The sequence below is a fragment of the Nitrospirota bacterium genome, assembly GCA_016214845.1.
In the GTDB taxonomy this organism is placed as follows: Bacteria; Nitrospirota; Thermodesulfovibrionia; order UBA6902; family UBA6902; genus SURF-23.
In genome coordinates this window covers 106,716-126,860 of the sequence record JACRMS010000020.1, presented here as the reverse complement: position 1 = coordinate 126,860, position 20,145 = coordinate 106,716, and the positions used below count along the sequence as shown (strand labels likewise).

General features: G+C 45.9%; 13 protein-coding genes. 12 read left to right on the top strand and 1 reads right to left on the bottom strand.

The genetic code is table 11. The annotated features are described in order from the left end of the window. Positions 1-181 precede the first annotated feature (181 nt). On the bottom strand, positions 182-1,093 hold the full coding sequence (locus HZB61_06500) for a hypothetical protein (GenBank protein MBI5056243.1): 912 nt from the start codon (positions 1,091-1,093) through the stop codon (positions 182-184). Between the two features lie 267 nt (positions 1,094-1,360). Between HZB61_06500 and HZB61_06495 the strand changes: the two genes are divergently transcribed. The 12 genes from HZB61_06495 (at position 1,361) to HZB61_06440 (ending at position 20,145) form a co-directional block, all read left to right on the top strand. Then, on the top strand, positions 1,361-2,428 hold the full coding sequence (locus HZB61_06495; GenBank protein ID MBI5056242.1) for a hypothetical protein: 1,068 nt from the start codon (positions 1,361-1,363) through the stop codon (positions 2,426-2,428). A gap of 31 nt (positions 2,429-2,459) precedes the next feature. Continuing rightward, positions 2,460-3,335, top strand: coding sequence for a DUF4405 domain-containing protein (locus HZB61_06490; GenBank protein ID MBI5056241.1), 876 nt, complete (start codon positions 2,460-2,462; stop codon positions 3,333-3,335). A gap of 17 nt (positions 3,336-3,352) precedes the next feature. After that, a complete protein-coding gene (locus HZB61_06485; GenBank protein MBI5056240.1) occupies positions 3,353-4,183 on the top strand; it encodes a hypothetical protein in 831 nt (276 codons plus the stop codon). Positions 4,184-4,261: 78 nt separating this feature from the next. Next, on the top strand, positions 4,262-5,182 hold the full coding sequence (locus HZB61_06480) for an NHL repeat-containing protein (GenBank protein ID MBI5056239.1): 921 nt from the start codon (positions 4,262-4,264) through the stop codon (positions 5,180-5,182). A 105-nt stretch (positions 5,183-5,287) separates the two neighbouring features. After that, positions 5,288-7,507, top strand: coding sequence for a hypothetical protein (locus HZB61_06475; GenBank protein ID MBI5056238.1), 2,220 nt, complete (start codon positions 5,288-5,290; stop codon positions 7,505-7,507). 119 nt (positions 7,508-7,626) lie between these two features. Further along, the gene (locus tag HZB61_06470; GenBank protein ID MBI5056237.1) at positions 7,627-8,991 is read left to right on the top strand and encodes a DUF1566 domain-containing protein; all 1,365 of its coding nucleotides are present in this window, start codon (positions 7,627-7,629) and stop codon (positions 8,989-8,991) included. Positions 8,992-9,148: 157 nt separating this feature from the next. After that, positions 9,149-15,199, top strand: coding sequence for a choice-of-anchor D domain-containing protein (locus tag HZB61_06465; GenBank protein MBI5056236.1), 6,051 nt, complete (start codon positions 9,149-9,151; stop codon positions 15,197-15,199). 9 nt (positions 15,200-15,208) lie between these two features. Continuing rightward, a complete protein-coding gene (locus tag HZB61_06460) occupies positions 15,209-16,270 on the top strand; it encodes a tetratricopeptide repeat protein (GenBank protein ID MBI5056235.1) in 1,062 nt (353 codons plus the stop codon). Between the two features lie 145 nt (positions 16,271-16,415). Further along, entirely contained in the window at positions 16,416-17,090 is a 675-nt protein-coding gene (locus HZB61_06455) for a thrombospondin type 3 repeat-containing protein (protein MBI5056234.1), read from the top strand. 269 nt (positions 17,091-17,359) lie between these two features. Beyond that, the gene (locus HZB61_06450) at positions 17,360-18,418 is read left to right on the top strand and encodes a cytochrome C (protein MBI5056233.1); all 1,059 of its coding nucleotides are present in this window, start codon (positions 17,360-17,362) and stop codon (positions 18,416-18,418) included. 3 nt (positions 18,419-18,421) lie between these two features. Then, a complete protein-coding gene (locus HZB61_06445; protein MBI5056232.1) occupies positions 18,422-19,255 on the top strand; it encodes a hypothetical protein in 834 nt (277 codons plus the stop codon). Next, complete coding sequence (locus HZB61_06440; protein ID MBI5056231.1) at positions 19,252-20,145, top strand: cytochrome C; 894 nt, start codon at positions 19,252-19,254, stop codon at positions 20,143-20,145. Before HZB61_06445 ends, HZB61_06440 begins: the two co-directional genes overlap by 4 nt.

Below are 20,145 nucleotides of genomic sequence, written 5' to 3'. Positions count from 1 at the left end.
GGAAACTGGAAGACTGAATTATTAAATGTCTTTTGTCTGCCAATTATTAAACGCAATTCGGCGTAGCTGTCCTTCATGGCGCCCAAATCAGGGCACGCATATATTTCATATCAGCTATTTATTCGGCAGGTTTCAGTTATTACTAAAGGAGCAGGGAAAGTGAAGAACCATGTGTTACTTTTCAAAAAATACGTATCCTTCCCGCCAAGGCCATGTCAATTGCCTTCTCATCAAGTGACGGCATTGGGACATTATCGAAAAGTTCCCATTGTTCCGTATGTTCAACATATGCGTTCGGCCCCAGCAGCACAAGAGGCGAGAGGGTCTCCATCTCAAGCATGAAATTATTTACATATGTCTCGTACGATACCCCATAATCAGGATACCGGGCATTTGTATTATGCGTGTAATATTTAACAAACAGATGACCGTGGTTGAAATATGCGGCCCAACCGTTTTCATTGGATGTCCCTAACTTCAGGGGTTGTTTTACGGCGGGGTCTTGATGGATAGTTATATAGTTGCCGCAAAAACGCAGCCGGCGGTCATCAGGCATTGTGTATGGCCACAGGGCAATGATTCTGTTTGGCAGCAATCCGGTTTCTCTGCGGGTTTGAGGGACAACCTCCGTCCCTCTTGTTGCCATTGCGGATATGCTCCACACCGACAATTCTACCGGCCACACTCCAGTGTTTGTTAAACGGTGAATGATTGTTACCCCGGTGCTGTCAGGGGAGAGAGTTATCTCCATTTCCTTTTTAATTCTTGAGGCCGGTTCAGTCTTTTGCACAGTCTTGATGCCGTTTGAAATTTCTTCCCACTCGACAGGACAATTGTCCGGCTCATATGTTCTCTCTTTTGATTCAGGGCTGTGCCAGAGGCGGTGTCCGCCATAAATCCTCCATTCGTTCCCGCCTGTTATTCCCATCGTTGATTCGACTTCACACATCTCATTGTCCCGGCCAATGAAACCATACCTGATGATCCGCGGACCAACATCAACAGTAATTACAAGGTCAATGGACTCGTTTTTTACCTGCACGCAATTGTCCCACCCGCCATATGAAATCTTTTCCACTGTTACTTCAGGCATGTAAACCTCCCGGTAATTTTTTTATTATAACCAAAAGTTCAATTTTCTGATGATGTTTTACCCAAAGGTAACTGGCCAAACCTCATTTAAATTTTTAATGAAGCAATTCGTAATATTGACTTTAGAAAAAGCAAATGTTAATAATATTTGTTTTACCAAAAAATCCTATTTTAAGTAGAGCTTATAATTCTATAAATAAAACTAACTAATTCTTTCCTGTAGAGGTTGTAGAGATACAAAATAAGCAGGATAGAAGGGGGAAGAAAATTGGAACGCTCAACTATATTTAAAATCACTTTGTTCATTTTGACAGTAACTTTTTTTTCACTCATTGAAGTTAATGCTGAAGCGGCAGATAAGGAAAACTGTCTTATGTGCCACAAGTACCGCCAGATCGGACGAATAGACGAGCAGGGAAGGAAGAGAAGTTATTATGTTAACGAAAATATCTATTCCAATACTGTCCACAGAAACGTCCCCTGCAGAGACTGCCACACCTATATTAATAAGCTTCCCCACGACCCTGTGACAGAGGAAGTCAACTGTGCCAACGAATGCCACATCAAGCCTCCTTTTTCAAGTGAAAACTTTTCGCACAAGAAAATCATAGATGTGTATAACAAGAGCGTGCACGGGCTAAAACCCAATGACTCGACCGAATTGAAAAAAGCAAAGCCGTATTGCAAATACTGCCACCAGAACCCGATCTATACAAAAGTGGATGAGGAGAGGGTTGCGTCAACGAGCCTTCTGCGCTGTTTGAACTGTCACGAAAGACAGGGCGTCACAATGGCATACAAGCATATCACGCACCGTCTCAGGAACAAGACCTCACGCTCACCCCAGGAAATAGTCCAGCTATGCTCCAAGAACTGCCATGAAAATGCTGAGCAGATGAAGAGATTCAGGGTATCAGAGGTGAGCCTGGAGGCTGTAGATACTTACAAAAATTCGATCCACGGTAAGTCCGTGTCCCTCGGGTCACAGGTCTCCGCCGACTGCGTGAGTTGTCATGCTACCAATTCAATACACGATATATATAAAAAGGATGAATCTCAGTCTACCGTCAACCTGAGAAACAAGGCCAACACCTGCAGGCAATGTCACACAAACGTCAATGACCGGTTTGTCAAGATAGATGTCCACTCAAGCCATAAAAAACCCATAATACATTTTATAGCGTTTGGACTTACATTCGCTTTTTATGGATCTGTTTTCGGCCTTATCGGATTATCGATAGTTGAAACACTCGGCAGGAAGAAGGACGGCATTGAATGGCAGATAAAGAAGGGCACTTCATGGCGCGGTATCGCAAAACGGAAACCAAAAGTTTAAGATAAATTCTCTATAGAAACCAGGAGGTAAAATGGCGGCTTCCAGTGAAGATACAACAGATGCAAATAACATAACGAACACAGATGATTATCTTACCTATGTAGACGGCGTAGGCAATATTCCGAGGGACATTTACAAGCATGTTAAATCAGATCCGTTGGGCGACCTGCCGAGATATTCAATTCACATAGTAATTCAGCATTTCGCGACATTTCTAACATTTCTGATCTTAGCTGCTACAGGGCTTACGCTGCATTTCAGCAGCCTCTGGTGGGCGCCGTACGTGATGTCTCTCTTCGGCGGGCCTGATACAGCAAGGCTTATCCACAGGATATCAGCGATCTTTATGGTCGTTGCAAGCGCGTATCATCTTTTAACAATTGTTGGCGGCACCTTTCAAAAGATAATGAAAAAACAGTTTGACTTCAAGAGGACACAGATCCCGTGGTTAAAAGATGTCCAGGATATTGTCCACGACGTCAAATACTTTACGGGGCGTGAGCCTTACAGACCCAAGATGTACAAATTCATGTACAAGCAAAAGCTCCATTATATTGCAATAATATGGGGGACTTTTGTTCTGGTAACTGCCGGCACCACCTTATTATATCCGGAGACAATGTCGACCATATGGCCCAATCCGGAATTCTTTCAGGACCTCGCGAGGTTAATGCACGCCGACGAGGCAGTCATGGCGATCACAGTCATTGTTTTCTGGCACTGGACCAATGTGCATCTTGTGCCGGGGAGATTCCCCCTCCAGTGGTCTTTTTTAACAGGAAGGATCACGAGGGAACATCAAATAGAAGAACACTTTCTGGAATATGTTAATAATCTGAAAGAATTCCCGGAAGAAAGAGAATACATTAAAAAAATCTTAAGAGAAAAAGGACTCGATACACACTAAGAGGAGGTGACTTTACATTGCCAGGCGAACCAAAACGATTAGAACATCCGAAGATAGTTTATGTAATCGGTTTTATCTTTAAAATAATTACGCTTTCAGTGCTGATAGCTGTCGTCTATCAGATAACCTTCGCGCCTCATGGCCCCGCACTGCTGGTACCCATTCAAAAGAAGATGGAGGAAAAGCAGAAGTCAGCTATCATGGAAGAAGTGAAGCGACAGGAGGAATACGAAAAGCACAGGCACTTCCACCATATGGTTGAGACCCAGAAGCTTCCGGAAAATATGCGTCCGGTCTGCTATATCTGTCACTCGGATTATCCTCACAGCAAGAACAAAAAGGTCAGGGCAATGTTAAATATGCACACCGAGTTCTTCGTCTGCGAGACATGCCATATAGAAGACAAGCCGGGAGTGACCGTAGCATATAAATGGTACAACCCCCTTGAGAAAGAGCCTAAGGGCCCGTTTTTCGGCACGAGCTATGAACCTGATACCGGCAATCTTGTGGAGGTTGAGGACCAGTTCTCAAAGATAGCCCCTTTCTACAGAATAGGCGGGAAGTTTGAGTCGGCGATCCAGATACAGGACGCGCCGCTTGCGCAGGATTACGTGAAAGTGAGAGACCAGCTCACGCCGGAACAGAGAGACAATGTCAAGAAGAAATTTCACGTGGGTATCAAGGCAAAGGGCCATGAATGCAAAAAATGTCATTCAAAGGGCGGCCTCATGGATTTCAAGGCCCTCAGCTTTTCGGAGAACAGGATCGTAGATATAGAACAGCTCAATATAGCGGGCATGATAACCAAGTACGAAAAATTCTATATCCCCAATCTTTTCCAGGAATAACTTATTAATGTATAATACAAAGGCGCGGGTCCGGGTTTAAAAGCCCGGCCCGCCAGATTCCCGTAATGAGAGACAACGTTGCAGCGAATATACATTTATATAATAATTGTCGTATCCCTTCTCGCTGATTTATCCCCTCAAAATTCATTCGCCATAGACTGTATTAACACCAAATTCCTTTTCGACATCAAGCCGGGCGCTGACCAGCCCAGCGACATCGCTGTTGCCCCCAACGGGGACATCTACCTGGTTGACGGTTTGAACAACAGGATAGTTGTGGTTGACGGCAACGGCACCTGGAAGTTTGCGTTCGGCAGCGAAGGCCCTGAGAAAGGGCAGTTCAACCGGCCCCTCGGAATTGATATATCTGAAAGCGGCAGCGTGTTCATCGCCGACACAGGCAACCATAGAATCCAGGTCTTTGATCAGAGCGGCAATTTCCTGAACATGTTTTCAGTCAAGACCAATTCGCCGCAGACAAAATCCGACCCCGTAGACGTGGCGGTCTCCAAGATAAAAAATTATCTTTACGTGTCAGATAACGACAATCACAAAATAAAGGTATATGACCAGAACGGCGCCTTTGAATTCGAATGGGGAAAGATCGGGGAAGGGACCGGCGAATTCAGGTTCCCCGGAATGATGACGGTCAACCAGTTCAATGAACTCCTCGTTGTGGATGTCCTGAATACGAGGGTCCAGAAATTCGACCCGTTTGGAAACTTTGTTTCCATTATCGGTGAGTGGGGTGTCCTGCCCGGCAGGTTTTTCAGGCCCAAGGGGGTGGCCCTTGATAAACAAAGCAGGGTGTTTGTCAGCGACAGCTATACGGGAGCGGTGCAGGGCTTTACAGACCTGGGACGATTTCTCGGGGTCGTCTGTGAAAACAACAAGAGGAAAGTATTCAACACGCCTGTCGGGATTTTCATTGATAAAAATAACAGGCTGTTAGTAGTGGAGATGAGGGGAAATAAGATAACGGTGCTGAAGATTTTATAACCAAAGTAGGACTAAGGGGTTCAGGTGGTGGTGCGGTATTTACTCAATTTAAAGCTAATGTCGGTCAAATATAGGATCTCCTTATTAATTGGAGTTCTCATAATCATGTTCTGCATTACGGCCACACCGGTTTTCTCCCTTGAGCTTTCTTCCAAAAGGGACTGTGTTGTCTGCCATATCATGTGGATGGATGACTTCAGGACGGACAAAGAAACTCTGGTTGAATGGCAGCCCGGCAACGTCCTTATGAGAGACACCCAGGGAGTTGTAAGCTCGGAGGAGATATGTTATAGCTGTCATGACGGTTATGTTAAAGATTCCCGCGACATAGTATGGAAATATAACAGGCATCCAGTGTATGTAAAACCGTCAAAGAACGTTACCATCCCTCCCGAACTGCCGCTTAGCGTCAAAGACGAATTATACTGCGGCACCTGCCATTCCGCTCACGGGAAAGGCGCGGCTCCTCACGGAGACCCGTTTGGAAGGACCGCTGTTTACAGGGAAGTGAACATCGATTCAAGCCTCTGCGAGATGTGCCACAGGAATGAGGCCTCCTACAAATTCTCAAACGGACACCCCGTGCATACAACTGCGATGAAACTGCCTGATAAATTATTTTCAATGGGCAGCAGAAAGGCGACCGACCCGAACAAGGTGATCTGCCAGACCTGTCACAAAATACACGGCGCCAGGGGAGAAAAAATTTTAGTGGTCAGCAATAAAGGCTCCGAACTTTGCGCGACCTGCCATGAGCAGCAGAAAACCCTGATCGAGACAAAGCACGACCTCCGCTCCACCCTGCCTGAAGAGAAAAATCTTAAACAGCAGTTGCCGTCGGAATCAGGCCCGTGCAGCGCGTGTCATATGCCTCATAACTCCTCCGGGAAAAGGCTGTGGGCAAGAGGTCTTAAATCAGGGAACCCCGCAACCCAGATGTGCCTGACATGCCACGGGGAGGACACCGCTTACAAGATAAAACACACGGGAAAGTATTCACATCCCATAAACATTGAGCCTTCCTCAAAGGAAAAGCTGCCGGAGAACCTGCCTTTATTTTCAGAGGACGGGACCAAGAACCCCGAAGGCAAAGTCCAGTGCTTTACCTGCCACAACGTACACACATGGGACCCGAATTTCCTGACGAACAAGGGAGGGAAAGAAGTGGAAGGCGACGCGTCAAACAGCTTTCTGAGGATGTCCAACCACGCGTCCGCCCTCTGTCTTGAATGTCACAAAGATAAAAAACAGTTGATCACATCGGACCACAACCTCGAAGTGACCGCGCCTGAGGAAAAAAATATTCAGGGATTCAATGCGCCTGTCTCAGGGCCGTGCGGCGTGTGTCACATACCGCACAACGCTGAGGCGCCCCATCTCTGGTCCAAAAAACTTTACGGAAACACTGATTTCGTCACCCAAATGTGCACTACCTGCCACAACAATAAAGGCCCGGCAAAGGAGAAACTTATCGGGGACAACTATCATCCGGTGGATGTCTTTATAAAAAAATATAACATCAAGACGGAATTGCCCCTCTTTGACAGCGAAGGCAATAAAACAGCAGACGGGAAACTGGTTTGCATCACCTGTCACGAGCCACACACATGGGACCCGGGAAAACCCGTCCTTAATTACGCGTTCAAAAATATGGAGGGAGACGCCACCAACAGCTTTTTAAGAAAAGAGAATTTCCCTTCGTCCGATTTGTGCAAATCCTGTCACGAGGACAAGGCGCTGGTAGACGGGACAGACCACGACCTGAACGTAACGGCCCCCGATGCCAAAAACCTGATAGGGCAACCCGTGAAAGAATCAGGCACGTGCGGCGCTTGCCATCTCGTTCATAACGCTCCCAATAAGCTTAAGTTGTGGGCAAGGCCTTACGGCACAATCGCGCAGGGTGAAGACGTTATAAATTCATTGTGCAAGAGCTGCCATTCAAAGGGGAATATAGCCGAGAACAAGATCCCGCCTATCGCAACTCATCCTGAGGAGAGGCTGATAAACAACGTCATGAGGAGCAACAAGGAATCATTGGACTATGCTCCGATATACGACAGGAGGACCGGCAAGGATACAAGTGTAGGAAATATCTCCTGTCCTACATGCCACAACGCCCACCAGTGGAGTCCACTGATAAAAGAAAAAGGGAATAATGAAAAGCTCGAAGGCAACGCAACAAACAGCTTCTTAAGGAACGTCAGCTACAATAACATCTGCATCGACTGCCACGGCCTTGATGCGCTTTTCAGGTATAAGTATTATCACGACCCCGAAGACAGGGTGGAAAAGCAGCAGGAAGGCGTCAGGATCACCAAGTAATTCCCATCATGTAACAAGACCACACCTGTCCATTCGGACAGGTGACAGATATTTTCAAACCTGCTAATCTAATTTATCCAAGAAATCGTCCAGTCTTTTTTGAACTCAAAGGGGGAACAATGTTGTCAACGGGGATGAGACATCTGGCGGTATACTCAATTTTATTATTGCTGCTTGCCGGATGCGGTGTTGGCGGAGATATGGGAGAGGCATACAACAATGTGAAGCCCGATGGGAATTCCAGCGAAAATGCCCTGGAAAATCCTTCTGTAAATTCAGCGCCTGCCGCTGATGCAGGGGCTGACCGTAATGTTGTGATCGGCTCTGTTGTTACTCTCGACGGAAGAGCTTGCGCGGATGCGGACGGAGATACGTTGATCTATAGTTGGTCCATTGTATTTTTGCCTGAAGGAAGTGCGGCGGTTTTATCAGACCCGGCCATCACAAGTCCGGCTTTCACAGTGGATATGTTGGGCACATATGTAATCAGCCTCATTGTCAATGATGGAAAGTCAGACAGCGCTGCCGATGTGGTGATAATAACAGCCGTTGCACCGGCAATTCCGGTGACATCAACCATCCCTGATACCGGACAGGAGATATGCCTTGATGACTCCGGGCAAATACTTTGTCCGTCCTCAGGATCGCCTCATTACGGACAAGACGCCCAGTATTCAGCCAATCCCATGAGTTTCACGGACAATGATGACAGCACGGTGACCGACAACGTGACCGGACTCATGTGGCAGAAAATTAATGACGGAAAGGTGTATAGCTGGTATGAGGCTGCGGGCATATATGACGCCGCGCATAATCCCGGCACAGAAGACGTCTGCGGCTCATTGACGTTATCCGGGTTTTCAGATTGGCGGCTGCCTTCAAAAAGGGAATTGATGAGCATTGTAAATTACGGGACGTATTACCCTTCGATAAACACTGCATACTTCCCTGATGCCACGTCAGACTACTACTGGACTTCAAGCGAATATCCGGCCGGCGGCTCCGCATGGTTCGTGAGCTTCTACCTCGGCTTTATATCACCTGCAGCTAAAGACAGCGACAACTATGTGCGCTGCGTGCGCGGTCCTTATGCGAGTACCGATGACTTCACCGACAACGGGAACGGCACAGTGACTGACAATAATACAAAACTGATGTGGCAACAAAAAGACGACAGCGGCAACAGGTCCTGGCAGGAGGCTTTGTCATATTGTGAAGATCTCGATCTCGCGGACCATACCGACTGGCGGGTGCCGGACATAAAGGAGCTTGAGAGCCTTGTTGACTACTCAGTGTCAGCCCCTTCAATAAATGCCGGGTATTTCCCCGACACCAAGTTTTCTGCAAGCAGTTACTGGTCCTCAACCAGCAGTTTAAATCCAGTCTACGCGTGGCAGATTATATTTAATGGCGGCAATGTGTCATTCGATGCCAAGAACAGCAATTCATTTTCTATGAAACATTATGTCCGCTGTGTCCGCTGAGAATATGAAAAAGCAGCAGGACCACTAAGTAAACTCCGCTTTGTAAACAAAATCAACACTGTCCTTTCGGACAGGTGACAAGGCGTTTCTGAAATGTTAAATTAATCCATCCAAAAAAATCTTTACCAATTTTTCAATTCACCAAGGGGGACATGGTATGGAAAAAGTATTATCAGAAAAAAAGTATCTATTTGCAGTTGTCATCTTTGCTTTGCTATTCTTAATATTTATTGCTACCGGAGTAAATGCCGTGGTGCTTGGCCCTGGCTGGTTTATGGGAACGGCTGACCCTGTAAGTCCTGAAGCAGCAATGGCTTACTTTAATTCCAAACAAGGAAGAACAGGGGTGCAGGGAACAGTGGGTGTTACGGGCGTTGCTTCTTTCGCTGCTTCCGCAACTGTGATATCCGATGAAATTAAGGAACTCGCACGCGGCCTGCAATATGACCCAAAATTGATTTATGATTATGTCCATAATCACATTGACTACGTACCTTATTTCGGCTCGCTAAAGGGAGCTACTCTTACTTATCTTGACGGCAGCGGGAATGATTTTGACCAGGCGTCGTTGATGATTGCGTTGTTGACAGAGAGTAAGACTTATAATGCGGGCATCGGTGCGATTCAGTATGTATACGGTACAATGACCGCTCTCCGCAGCAAGCTTGTGGAATACTCAACAAACCTGACATCATTTCTCCGCACAAATTATCCGAATTCTGAAATGTCTGAGATACTCGGAGACAGAAAGATTGTTACTGAAATAACTGAACAGTATCCGGCAGGGTTGAGATTTCCATATACAATTACAGCATCTTGGGACAGTATCCCGGATACTTATGTTCATAAAGTCCATATCCAGCACGGACAGATAGATCAATTACTCTCAATTCATGATATAGCCGGAAAAAGGCTGGCAATAACATATGACACGGGCGGCAGCGGAGCAGGCGCACCTGTCAGAGCAACATCTCTCGATCCCCATACGACATCTGCAGAGGTATCCGGTCTCCCGCTTCCAGTTCAAGGGCAATCTGCCGCACTTCCTGCAAGTACAACTTTGCCGTTAACAGAGGAGCCGTTTTTAACTTCGGAGACTGTAACTATTTCAAGCGGAGAGATTGTACCTCCCCGGACACGGGATAGCGGAACTGTTACCACGCAGAGTTTTCAGGGCTCGATAGATTTCGGCAGTGTTAACAGCAGCGGTTCTTCCACATGGCCTCCTACATGGACCAATTCTTGTTCCAATCCGACATTATATGTGAACTCATGGCTCAGCAACAATTCAAACGGCGCATATTCAATTATAAGCGGTGGTGGTTATCGCACCGTAGCGCCATGTGGAAGCTTTACGATTGAGGTGAGGTTTTCGGGATCCGGGCAAAGCAGGGGAACCAAGACTGCAACCTTTAATCTGGAAACATGGTATTCAGGATATTCACATAATACTGATACCTGGACTTTAACGGGATTTGTAGCTGAATCTCCTAATCTCTCCGGCTCATACGGCGTCAGCATGCTGGCTTATTTAAACCAGCCGTTGGACAATACGGCCCGTCTGAAAAACAGCGGTTCACAGACGCTAACGATTACCGGCATGTCACTAACGGGAAGCAATCCTAATATGTTTCAGATTATAAGCGGCGGCGGCACGGGAAATATTTCTGCGGGAAGTTACAGGGATATCGTCGTCCGCTATCTGGCAACAACAAGAGGCACACATACCGCAAATATACACATCGTATTCAACTATGACGGTATTTCAGGATATCAGATTGACCTTCCGCTTTCAGGGCAAACAGTGTATGCGCCTGACTTCACGGGCTCTTATGGCATAAGCTTCGGACAAAGGTATCTAAATGACTTTACTCAGGGCACGGCAATACTGAAAAACAGCGGGACGCTGAGTTTGACCATCAATAGCATTAGCTTAGTCGGGACCGACAGCAGCCGTTTCCAGATACTCAGCGGCGGTGGAAGCGGGACTCTCTCATCGGGTCAGTCTCGCAATATCGATGTAAAATATCTTGCAAATGCAGTGGGTGTTCATAACGCAGACATTCGGGTAAGCTTCACCTATGACGGCATTTCTAATACAATAGACTTGCCGCTTACCGGTGAGACGGTCTCTGCTCCTGCTGCGCAATTATGGCTTGATGATGAATTGATTGCAGTGGAAACACCTCCTGTTTCAGGAGCTGGCCTTGCACAGATGACATTAACGATTGATCATCCTTATGCCGATGATTCCGGAACGTATGGGGACCAGACCTCAACGTATAATTTGAAACGCGGCTCTTCTTATGTCATTATTTCCGACTTTGGCGGTAGTGAGAAAGGACAGCATCTCAAAAAACGTCAGAGGATTCTTGAAGACTACCGCACAGGCGGGTTATCAGATGCATCAAAGGAGGTATTGACCGAAACGCTCAATGTTATGGGGCAAACATGGATGCAGCAGACCACGCTGTCAGACAATCTGCTTGCCCGGCTTTCAAACGTAATTGGCATCAGGCATCACCGGTTCGGCATAATGGCGCAGGAACAAGGTTATTATGTTGATGTCAAGACGCAGGTGAACTCATATATTTCCCGAAACAACATCACTGCCGATGAGAATGCTTGTTTTAAGGCAGGCAGTTTTCTTGGCAGCGCACTTGAACACGGGGTGCTTGAACAGTTGCAGGGAGTGGACAGACCGGCAGCGTCTACAATTAAGTTGATTCATTTGGCCAATTCACAGGGCAGCAAAATATTTCTCGCAAACAGCGCAAACTTCTCAGGTATTCAAACCCAGTTGACAGGCTACAGCACGCAGGACTTGCAGGATTTTCAGAGTGCGGTCAATAGCGGCGTGACGTTAGTGCTGCCTGCAAACGGCCAGATAGCATTGTTGCAATGGAGGGGCAAGGGATACGTGAAGTACAGCCAGGATGTCTCCGGCAAAGCGGAATTAGGCATGATTATAGGAGGTGATTATTACGGAGGGTATGGAGCATATCCGCTGCAGACCTGCACCTATTGCGTGCAAAATGAATTCGGCTCAGAGCTACTCTTTCCATCCCATATCTCAACCGCTCAATGCGGGGATCCTGTAGATATGACCACCGGCGCATATGTCCTCGATCAGGAAGACATCGGGCTTGGAGGCGAGGAGCCGCTTGGCCTGCATTTCAAACGCTACTACAACAGCGATAATCATAATGAGAAGAGCAATCTTGGCTATGGATGGACGCACAGCTACAACATATATGTGAATACTCACAGCGATGTGGATTCAGGACTTGCAATGCGTCAGCCTGTTGATGCGGTCGCGTCATTAGTGGCTTCAGTAGTCACACTCGATCTCATGAGTTCATCCATGCCAACCGTTAAAGAATGGACAACAGCGGCTCTTACAGGCAAATGGCAAATGGATGAACTTTTTGAAAATGCCGTCTCGGTCCACTTGCAGGACAAAGTGCTGACTTACATTATGCTGCCGGACGGAACATACAGCTCCCCGCCGGGCGTGACTACAGGGCTTGTAAAACAGACGGGTCTTTATCAACTACAGGAGCGTTTTGGAACGCGGATCAATTTCAACTCCGACAACAAGATCAGTTCATGGGTTGATGTGGACGGCAATACAATGACGTTTACATACAGCGGAAATGACTTAATAACAGTGAGGGATGCCTTTAACCGCTCACTTACTCTGGGTTATCCGGGAGGCAAGCTTACGTCTGTCACCGATTCAGCAGGCAGGTTTGTATCATATGGATATACCATCGATGATTTAACTGGCTACGCCGATCCTGAAAGCAAAGTATGGAGTTACGGATACGACGGCAGTCACAGAATGACTACACAGGCAACTCCTATGAGCATCACAACTGTAACCAATGTTTATGACAGTCTCGGCAGAGTCAAAGAGCAGACCGAGCCGCGACAGGGGACGAGCACGATTCACAAATATTATTTTTCAGGATACAGGAACATCCGGGAAGAATCCGGCAGCCAGACGATCTATTTCATTGATGATAAGAGGCGTACAGTTGCCGAGAAGGATGCGCTTGAAAACTTAAAGACAACTCAATACGATGGGCAAAACCATGTCGTCGAGACGGTAGATGCGAAAGGGAATCAGGCGTGGTTTTATTACGACGGGAACCATAATCTAACGACTACCATCAATGCGTTGGGCTTATTTACCGATTATGTTTACGATGCGCAATTCAGACTGACCGACACCGTTGATCACGTTTTTCACGGCAGTCATGTTGAATATGACAGCGAACATCATCCGGCATTGTCAAGGTATGGCGTTCTCTATGACGCAAATCTTCTGCCGACTGACAATGGATTGTCACAGACAACAGCTTCTTACTATGCGAATGGACTGACGCAAACGACCACTGACGGACGCAGCGCGGTAACAACACTGACATATGACAGCTACGGCAATCCGCAGACCACAAAGGTTGGCGCTCATCCCGTGCTGACTACCAATTACTATCCAATTGGCATAATGTACAGCCTCACCGATCAGGTTGGCAGCACTACAAATTTTAACGAGTATAATAACCGCCTGCAACTCAAACTCAAGACCGACCCTCTGGGCAAGACTACATCGTTTACCTACGATGACGCGGGAAGGCTGCTTTATAAAATAGACCGCAAGGGTCACATGATAGATTATGCTTACACGCCGACCGATAAAGTTGAAAGAGTCACATATCCTGATACCTCGACAGTCAATTACACTTATGACCAATACGATCAACTTACGGTAATGCAGGATTCAATAGGCAATACAGGCTATGCTTATGACACTATCGGGCGGCTGACATCTTCCACATTCACCTACTCTCTGAATCCGGCAAGCTTTTCCGTATCATACGAGTACGACGCTAACGGCAATATGACCAAGCTAATATATACGGGGAATAAATCGGTGAGTTATACTTATGACGAATTGAATCGATTGGAGACGGTCAAGATTGACTGGCTGAATCAGACGGCGACATATTATTATGACGATGCAGGGCGCTTATACTTCGTTATGAACTTCAACGGCACAGTAACGATCTATGGCTATGATAATGCAAACAGATTGATTTCACTTGAGAATAAAAAGTCGGATGCCACGACACTGGCGAGCTATAGTTTCACTCTTGACGGTAACGGCAACCGGACGCAGGTTGTTCAGAATGAACCATTGGTGCAGATACTTTCACCTGAGAACGCAAGCTATACGTACAACGACAAAAAGAACCGTCTGTTAGCTGCCAATACCGCAAGTTTCGGGTATGACTTTGAGGGACAGTTGTCTACAGCTTACGGTTCGACATATTCGTTCGACTATGAGCATCGGTTGACCGGAATTGGCAGTAATACTCAGTTTTTTTATGACGGTAAAGGTAATCGTGTTCAGGCTGTGAGAGACGGAGTAACTACACGCTACATATACGATGCAAGCGGGAATTTGCTTGCAGAGGCGGATGGATCGAATAACATTACAAGCTATTACATCTATGGAGCGGGTTTGCTCGCAAGGGTTACCCCGGCGAATCAGGTGTATACTTATCATTTCAACGCAGTAGGCAGCACGATTGCCATGAGTAATTCATCACAGGCGGTTGTGAATAAATATGCGTATGATCCATTCGGGAAAATTCTCAATCAAGTAGAAGCGATTCCTCAGCCGCTCAAGTTTGTTGGGCAACATGGAGTTATGACTGAGCCGAACGGAATGTATTACATGCGAGCACGTTACTATGACCCTGAGGTTGGGAGATTCATAAGCGAAGACCCCATTGGCTTTGAGGGGGGTGATACTAACCTCATGGCGTATGTTGGCAACAACCCGATATTGCTGATTGATTCTGAGGGATTAGCGGAATGGTTACGTAAGCAAGGAGATCCCGCAGTGATGGGATCCGTTAATGCTCCTGCAGATGTACTAAAACCCGGGAGTTCCCTCATGGAGTTTTTTGAATATAATGTGCCTAATTTTTATGAAACATCAATACAGCATGATGCAATGTTAAATAACTTAGGCGTTAAGAATGCATATGGAGACTCATTATCCACAACTGTAAATATAATAACAATGCCAATTGCATTCAAAAATGCACTTGACGCTAATATATACGAAACAATTGTTCATCCCATTGATACCATGAAACCTGTGTACAATAAAATAATGAACATGTGTAAATAGGAGCAGAATATGATTATGAAGAGTTCTAACGTTATTGTTTTGTGTCTAATAATTACAATTCCATTGTTAAATGGCTGCTCAGAAGAAAATTATCTAATTAGCAGAGGTAATCGTGAAAACAGGGATGGGAACTATGAATCGGCTATAAAAATTTATGACATGGCTTTAGAAATAAATCCACGCAATGCGGATATATATTATAATCGTGGAGTTGCTTGGTTTAAGATGGGTAAATTGGATAATGCCATTGTTGATTACACAAAGGCATTGGAAATAAATAAAGAACTTATCGAGGCATATATTAATCGTGGCTTTATTTGGAATAGTAAGGGTAATTATGACTTTGCTTTATCTGATTATACAAAGGCGTTACAGCTTAACCCTAATAATTCTTTAAAAGGTAGAATTTATTTTAACAGGGCATCAACACTCTTCGGTAAGGGAGATTATGAGAGTGCCATTGATAATTATACAGAGGGGATAAAAATTGATACAAGCAACTCTGAGGCATACTATTTTAGAGCTGAGGCATGGTATGAAAAGAGTAATCTTGACAACGCTATCTCTGACTATACAAAAGCAATAGAGTTTAATTCGAAGTATGCTCAGGCAGTGTTTAACCGTGCAAATACCTGGCACGAAAAAAGAGATTTTGCCTCTGCTATTAAAGATTACGAAAAAGCAATAGAGTTAGACCCGCAGAATGCATTAGTATACAACAACTATTCAGCTCTCTTATCTTCATGTACTGACGGCAAGTTTAGAGATGGAACTAAGGCTTTAAAATTGGCGTTGAAAGCAATTGAACTTCGTCCGGGTGAAGTGGTTTTCTTGGGTACGCTGGCTGCAGCTTATGCTGAATCAGGTAATTTCAAAGAGGCAGTCCAGACGGGGGAAAGAGCCATTACGTTACTTAAAAAAGATAATAATGAGAATCTGATGAATAATTTGGTTTCGCAATTAGAATCTTATAAAGTTGGAAAGCCTTGGCGCGAGGATGTTAAAAGGAAAGACTGGATGCGTGAGTATAAAATTAAAGAGCCTCAGAAAGGTGGCAAGTCTGGAAAATGATATAAAGAAAGGTAAAAGAACGGGGGCAATCATACAAGATATATTCTAATAGATGAAAAAATGAATAGGTATTAAAACCTAAACGATGATACAAATAAGCTAAAATCTGAGGACTTATCATAAAAAAACTCACAAAAGGGGGGGCATGGAAATGGTATTTAAATCAGGGAGCAAAGCATTAACAGGGTTAGCAATTGTCACATTTATCTTCTTTGGAGCAACGTTATCGTATTCAGCAGAGACCATAGATTATGTCTATGACGACCTGAACCGGCTGGAGAGTGTTCTTTACGAAAACGGCGCTGCGATTGATTATTACTACGACGAAGTAGGCAACCGGGAAAATAAGATTGTCACTATGGCTGACACAGACGGCGATGGTATTCCTGATGATGGGGACCTAAGTGGTACCGCGGGGGACAATTCTTGTACCGGAGGCAACACAGTAAATTGTGACGACAACTGTTACCTTACTCCAAACCCAGACCAAGCCGATTCAGACGGTGACAAAGTTGGTGACGTATGTGACAACTGCCGACTGGTTGCAAATCCTGATCAAAGGGACAGCAACTCAGCAGATGATGACAACCTATCTGTGGCAGGCACACAACATTACGGCGACCTGTGTGATCCGGATTTTGACAACACCGGATTTGTAAATATCATAGATTATAACGAATGGCGCAGATGGTCTGGCCAGACAGTTCCGCCAGCTCCTGCATATGTAGATCTGGACGGAAACGGGACTGTCTGGATACAGGACTTCAACATCTGGCGCAAGTATTACGGCAAAGCTCCGGGCCCGGGGATTGGAGACTGATAATGAAAAAATGAGAATGAGAAGTTGCGAAACCGGAAGCAGCTTCTCCTTCTCTTTTGTTGGCAAATTTAAAACCTCTGCACTCTCTGTGATTTTTATTCTTAATTACTCCGCCTTTATTAATCATTTTGTAAATGAAGTCCCACCCCGATTATCTCACCATAATAATAATTTATTTTACAAACAAAAAATCTGTGATATAAAAGAATCATAGAGGGTATAGTCTTACAAATCAAATAACAGAAACTTGCAGTAGAAGGGGGCGAAGTATGAAGGTATCACTACCAAATCTAAAGTCTTATCTTTTACTCTTTCTGTCCATTCCATTCCTGGTTTTCTCCTCTCCCGGCAGCGCCTTTGCGGCGGACATAGGCAACTGCCTTTTGTGTCACAAGTATCCCGGAATGAGCAGGGTTGATGAAGAAGGGAAGTTCAGGCTTTTCTTCATCAACGAATCCATCTATAACAACGGCGTCCACTCCAAGGTCAAATGTGAAGGATGCCATACGGACATCACGGAGATCCCGCACAAACCCGCAAAAAAGGTTGACTGTCTTGTGGAGTGTCATATTATCGAGCCGTCAAGCGAAAAAAAGTTCTCTCACAAAAGCGTGGACGCCGACATGAGCCAGAGCGTACACGGCAGGATTGATCCGGCAGGCAAATCAAAAAAATATGCCAACGATTTTCCTGAATGCAAGGACTGCCATGATGAGCCGTTATACAGGCCCCTGTCTTTCTTTAAGAAAGTGCGTCCCGGGATATCCGAGGCGTCGCTTGGCAGATGCAGGGTGTGCCACAAGAAGGACGAGTTTATCTACAGGTTCTACAATCACGTTACAACAAGACTGCATAAGAGCAGAAACCCCATCAACATCGCTGAGGTCTGCGCAAGGTGTCACAACGATTCACAGCTTGTGGAGAGACACGGGCTGTCAACAAAGGCCGTATTCTCCTACGGAGAGACTTTCCACGGGAAGGCCGCCCGGTTCCTTGATGAAAGGATCCCGGATTGTCTTGACTGTCACGTAAACAAGGGCCAGTCCGCTCACCAGATGTTGAGCCATAAAAACACCCAGGCTTCCACCAATGATATGAACCGGGGAAAGATCTGCTCAAACATAGATTGTCATCCTAACGCCTCACCCAAGCTTGCAACGTATAATGTTCATGCTGAATTCAATCTTAAACAGAGCCCTGCCCAATACTTCTTCACGGTGTTTTTCATTGTGCTGACAGGCGGCACACTGCTTCCTTTAATGGGCATAATATTACTTGACCTGATAAGAAGGTTCTTCCCTAATGCTGTCATTAAAAGGAGGAAATAAGACATGAAACGCTATCCTGCGATAAAGATAAAAGACGGGAAAAGGTATTTTTACAGATTTTCAATGAACCAGAGGATACAGCATATAATCCTCGCATGGTCGGTAGTTACATTGGTACTGACCGGGATGCCGCTGAAATTCTCCAATGCCGCGTGGGCGCCGTATCTCTACGCACTGTTTGGAGGCATAAAGGCCGCCCCTATTGTCCACATAACTACCGGGGTAATACTGCTGATACTGTTTGTGTATCACATCGGATACCTGGCATATGTTATTTACAAAAAACAGGTCCTCCCCTTAAAGCAGAAAGGAGAGTTGAGTGTAATGAAGGTCCTCATGATACTGGCCAAACAACCCCTCGTCCCGAACCTCAAAGACGCGTTTGACATCAGGGACCTTATGAAGTATCTGTTGTTCCTGACGAACAAACGGCCTGATGGCGACAATTTTACATGGAAAGAAAAATTTGATTACTGGGCGCCGTTCTGGGGCATGGTCATCATAGGGCTGTCCGGCCTCATCATATGGAACAAGGAACTCGCCACGCATTTATTGCCGGGCGGGCTTTTAAACTTCATGTTGATTGCCCACAGCGATGAGGCCCTGCTTGCCGCTCTATTTCTATTCATCTGGCATTGGTACAACGTCCATTTCTCAATATCCGTTTTCCCTATGGGGACGGTATTTCTGACGGGATACATGTCCGAGGAACTTATGGCGGAAGAACATTACGAACACTACGTAAAAGTCATGAAAGAGGCGGGGCTGGAGCATGAGATACTGCCTCCGCACGGCGGGCATACGCATGAATCTACGGAAGGAGGGCATTCTGCATGAAAAAACTATTCTATAAAATATATATGCTGGGTTTTATGGCGCTCACGGTGTTCTTCATCTATATAATCTGGGAAGTGACCTTCGCGCATATAATAGAAGAATATCACGGCAGGGAGCGCGCCCTGGAGATCGGGCAGATAGTAGAGCAGAAAAAACACGAAGCGACAAAGACCTCTTTTGAAAAGATCATACTCGAAAGCGACGAGAAGATAAAACATTACCTCGGTTACAAGATCCTCGAAGAGAGAAGGATAAAGGGGCACTTCCACCATATCGGGTTCCAGATCGGCCCGGACAAACGGTCATACTGCGTGGACTGCCACGGCGATATGCCGCATGATCACATAAAAGAGCTGAGGGCCTTTCTGAATATGCACGCGTTCTTTGTCGGCTGCGAGACCTGCCACGTAAAACTCGAGGGGGCGCAGAAGACAAGGGTCTATAAATGGTATGACAGGACCAACGGGGAACTGGTCGAAAGCCCTGTGAAGGGTTCAGCGCCGGGCGCGTACAAGGCAAAAATCATTCCTTTTGAGCGCGTTGACGGAAAGCTCCAGAGGATCGACTCGGAGGAACGGATGGCCTTTTCACGCGAATACAGGGAAAAAGAAAAATCCCTCTCGGAGGCGCAGAAATCAAGGGCCAAAAAACTGATACATAAGATAGTCAGTAAACAGCCGGCCATCTGCGAGGACTGCCACCAGAAGGAGGCGTCTTTGCTGCCGTTTGCCGACCTCGGGTATCCGAAAGAGAGAATAGATTCCATAGTGAGCACGGAAGTCGTCGGGATGATAAAGAACTACACAAAGTTCTACATGCCGAGGATGCTCCATCCGGGAGAAGAATTGCCGAAGGTCGAGGAAAAAAAAGCGGTAAAAAGTGAGATATAA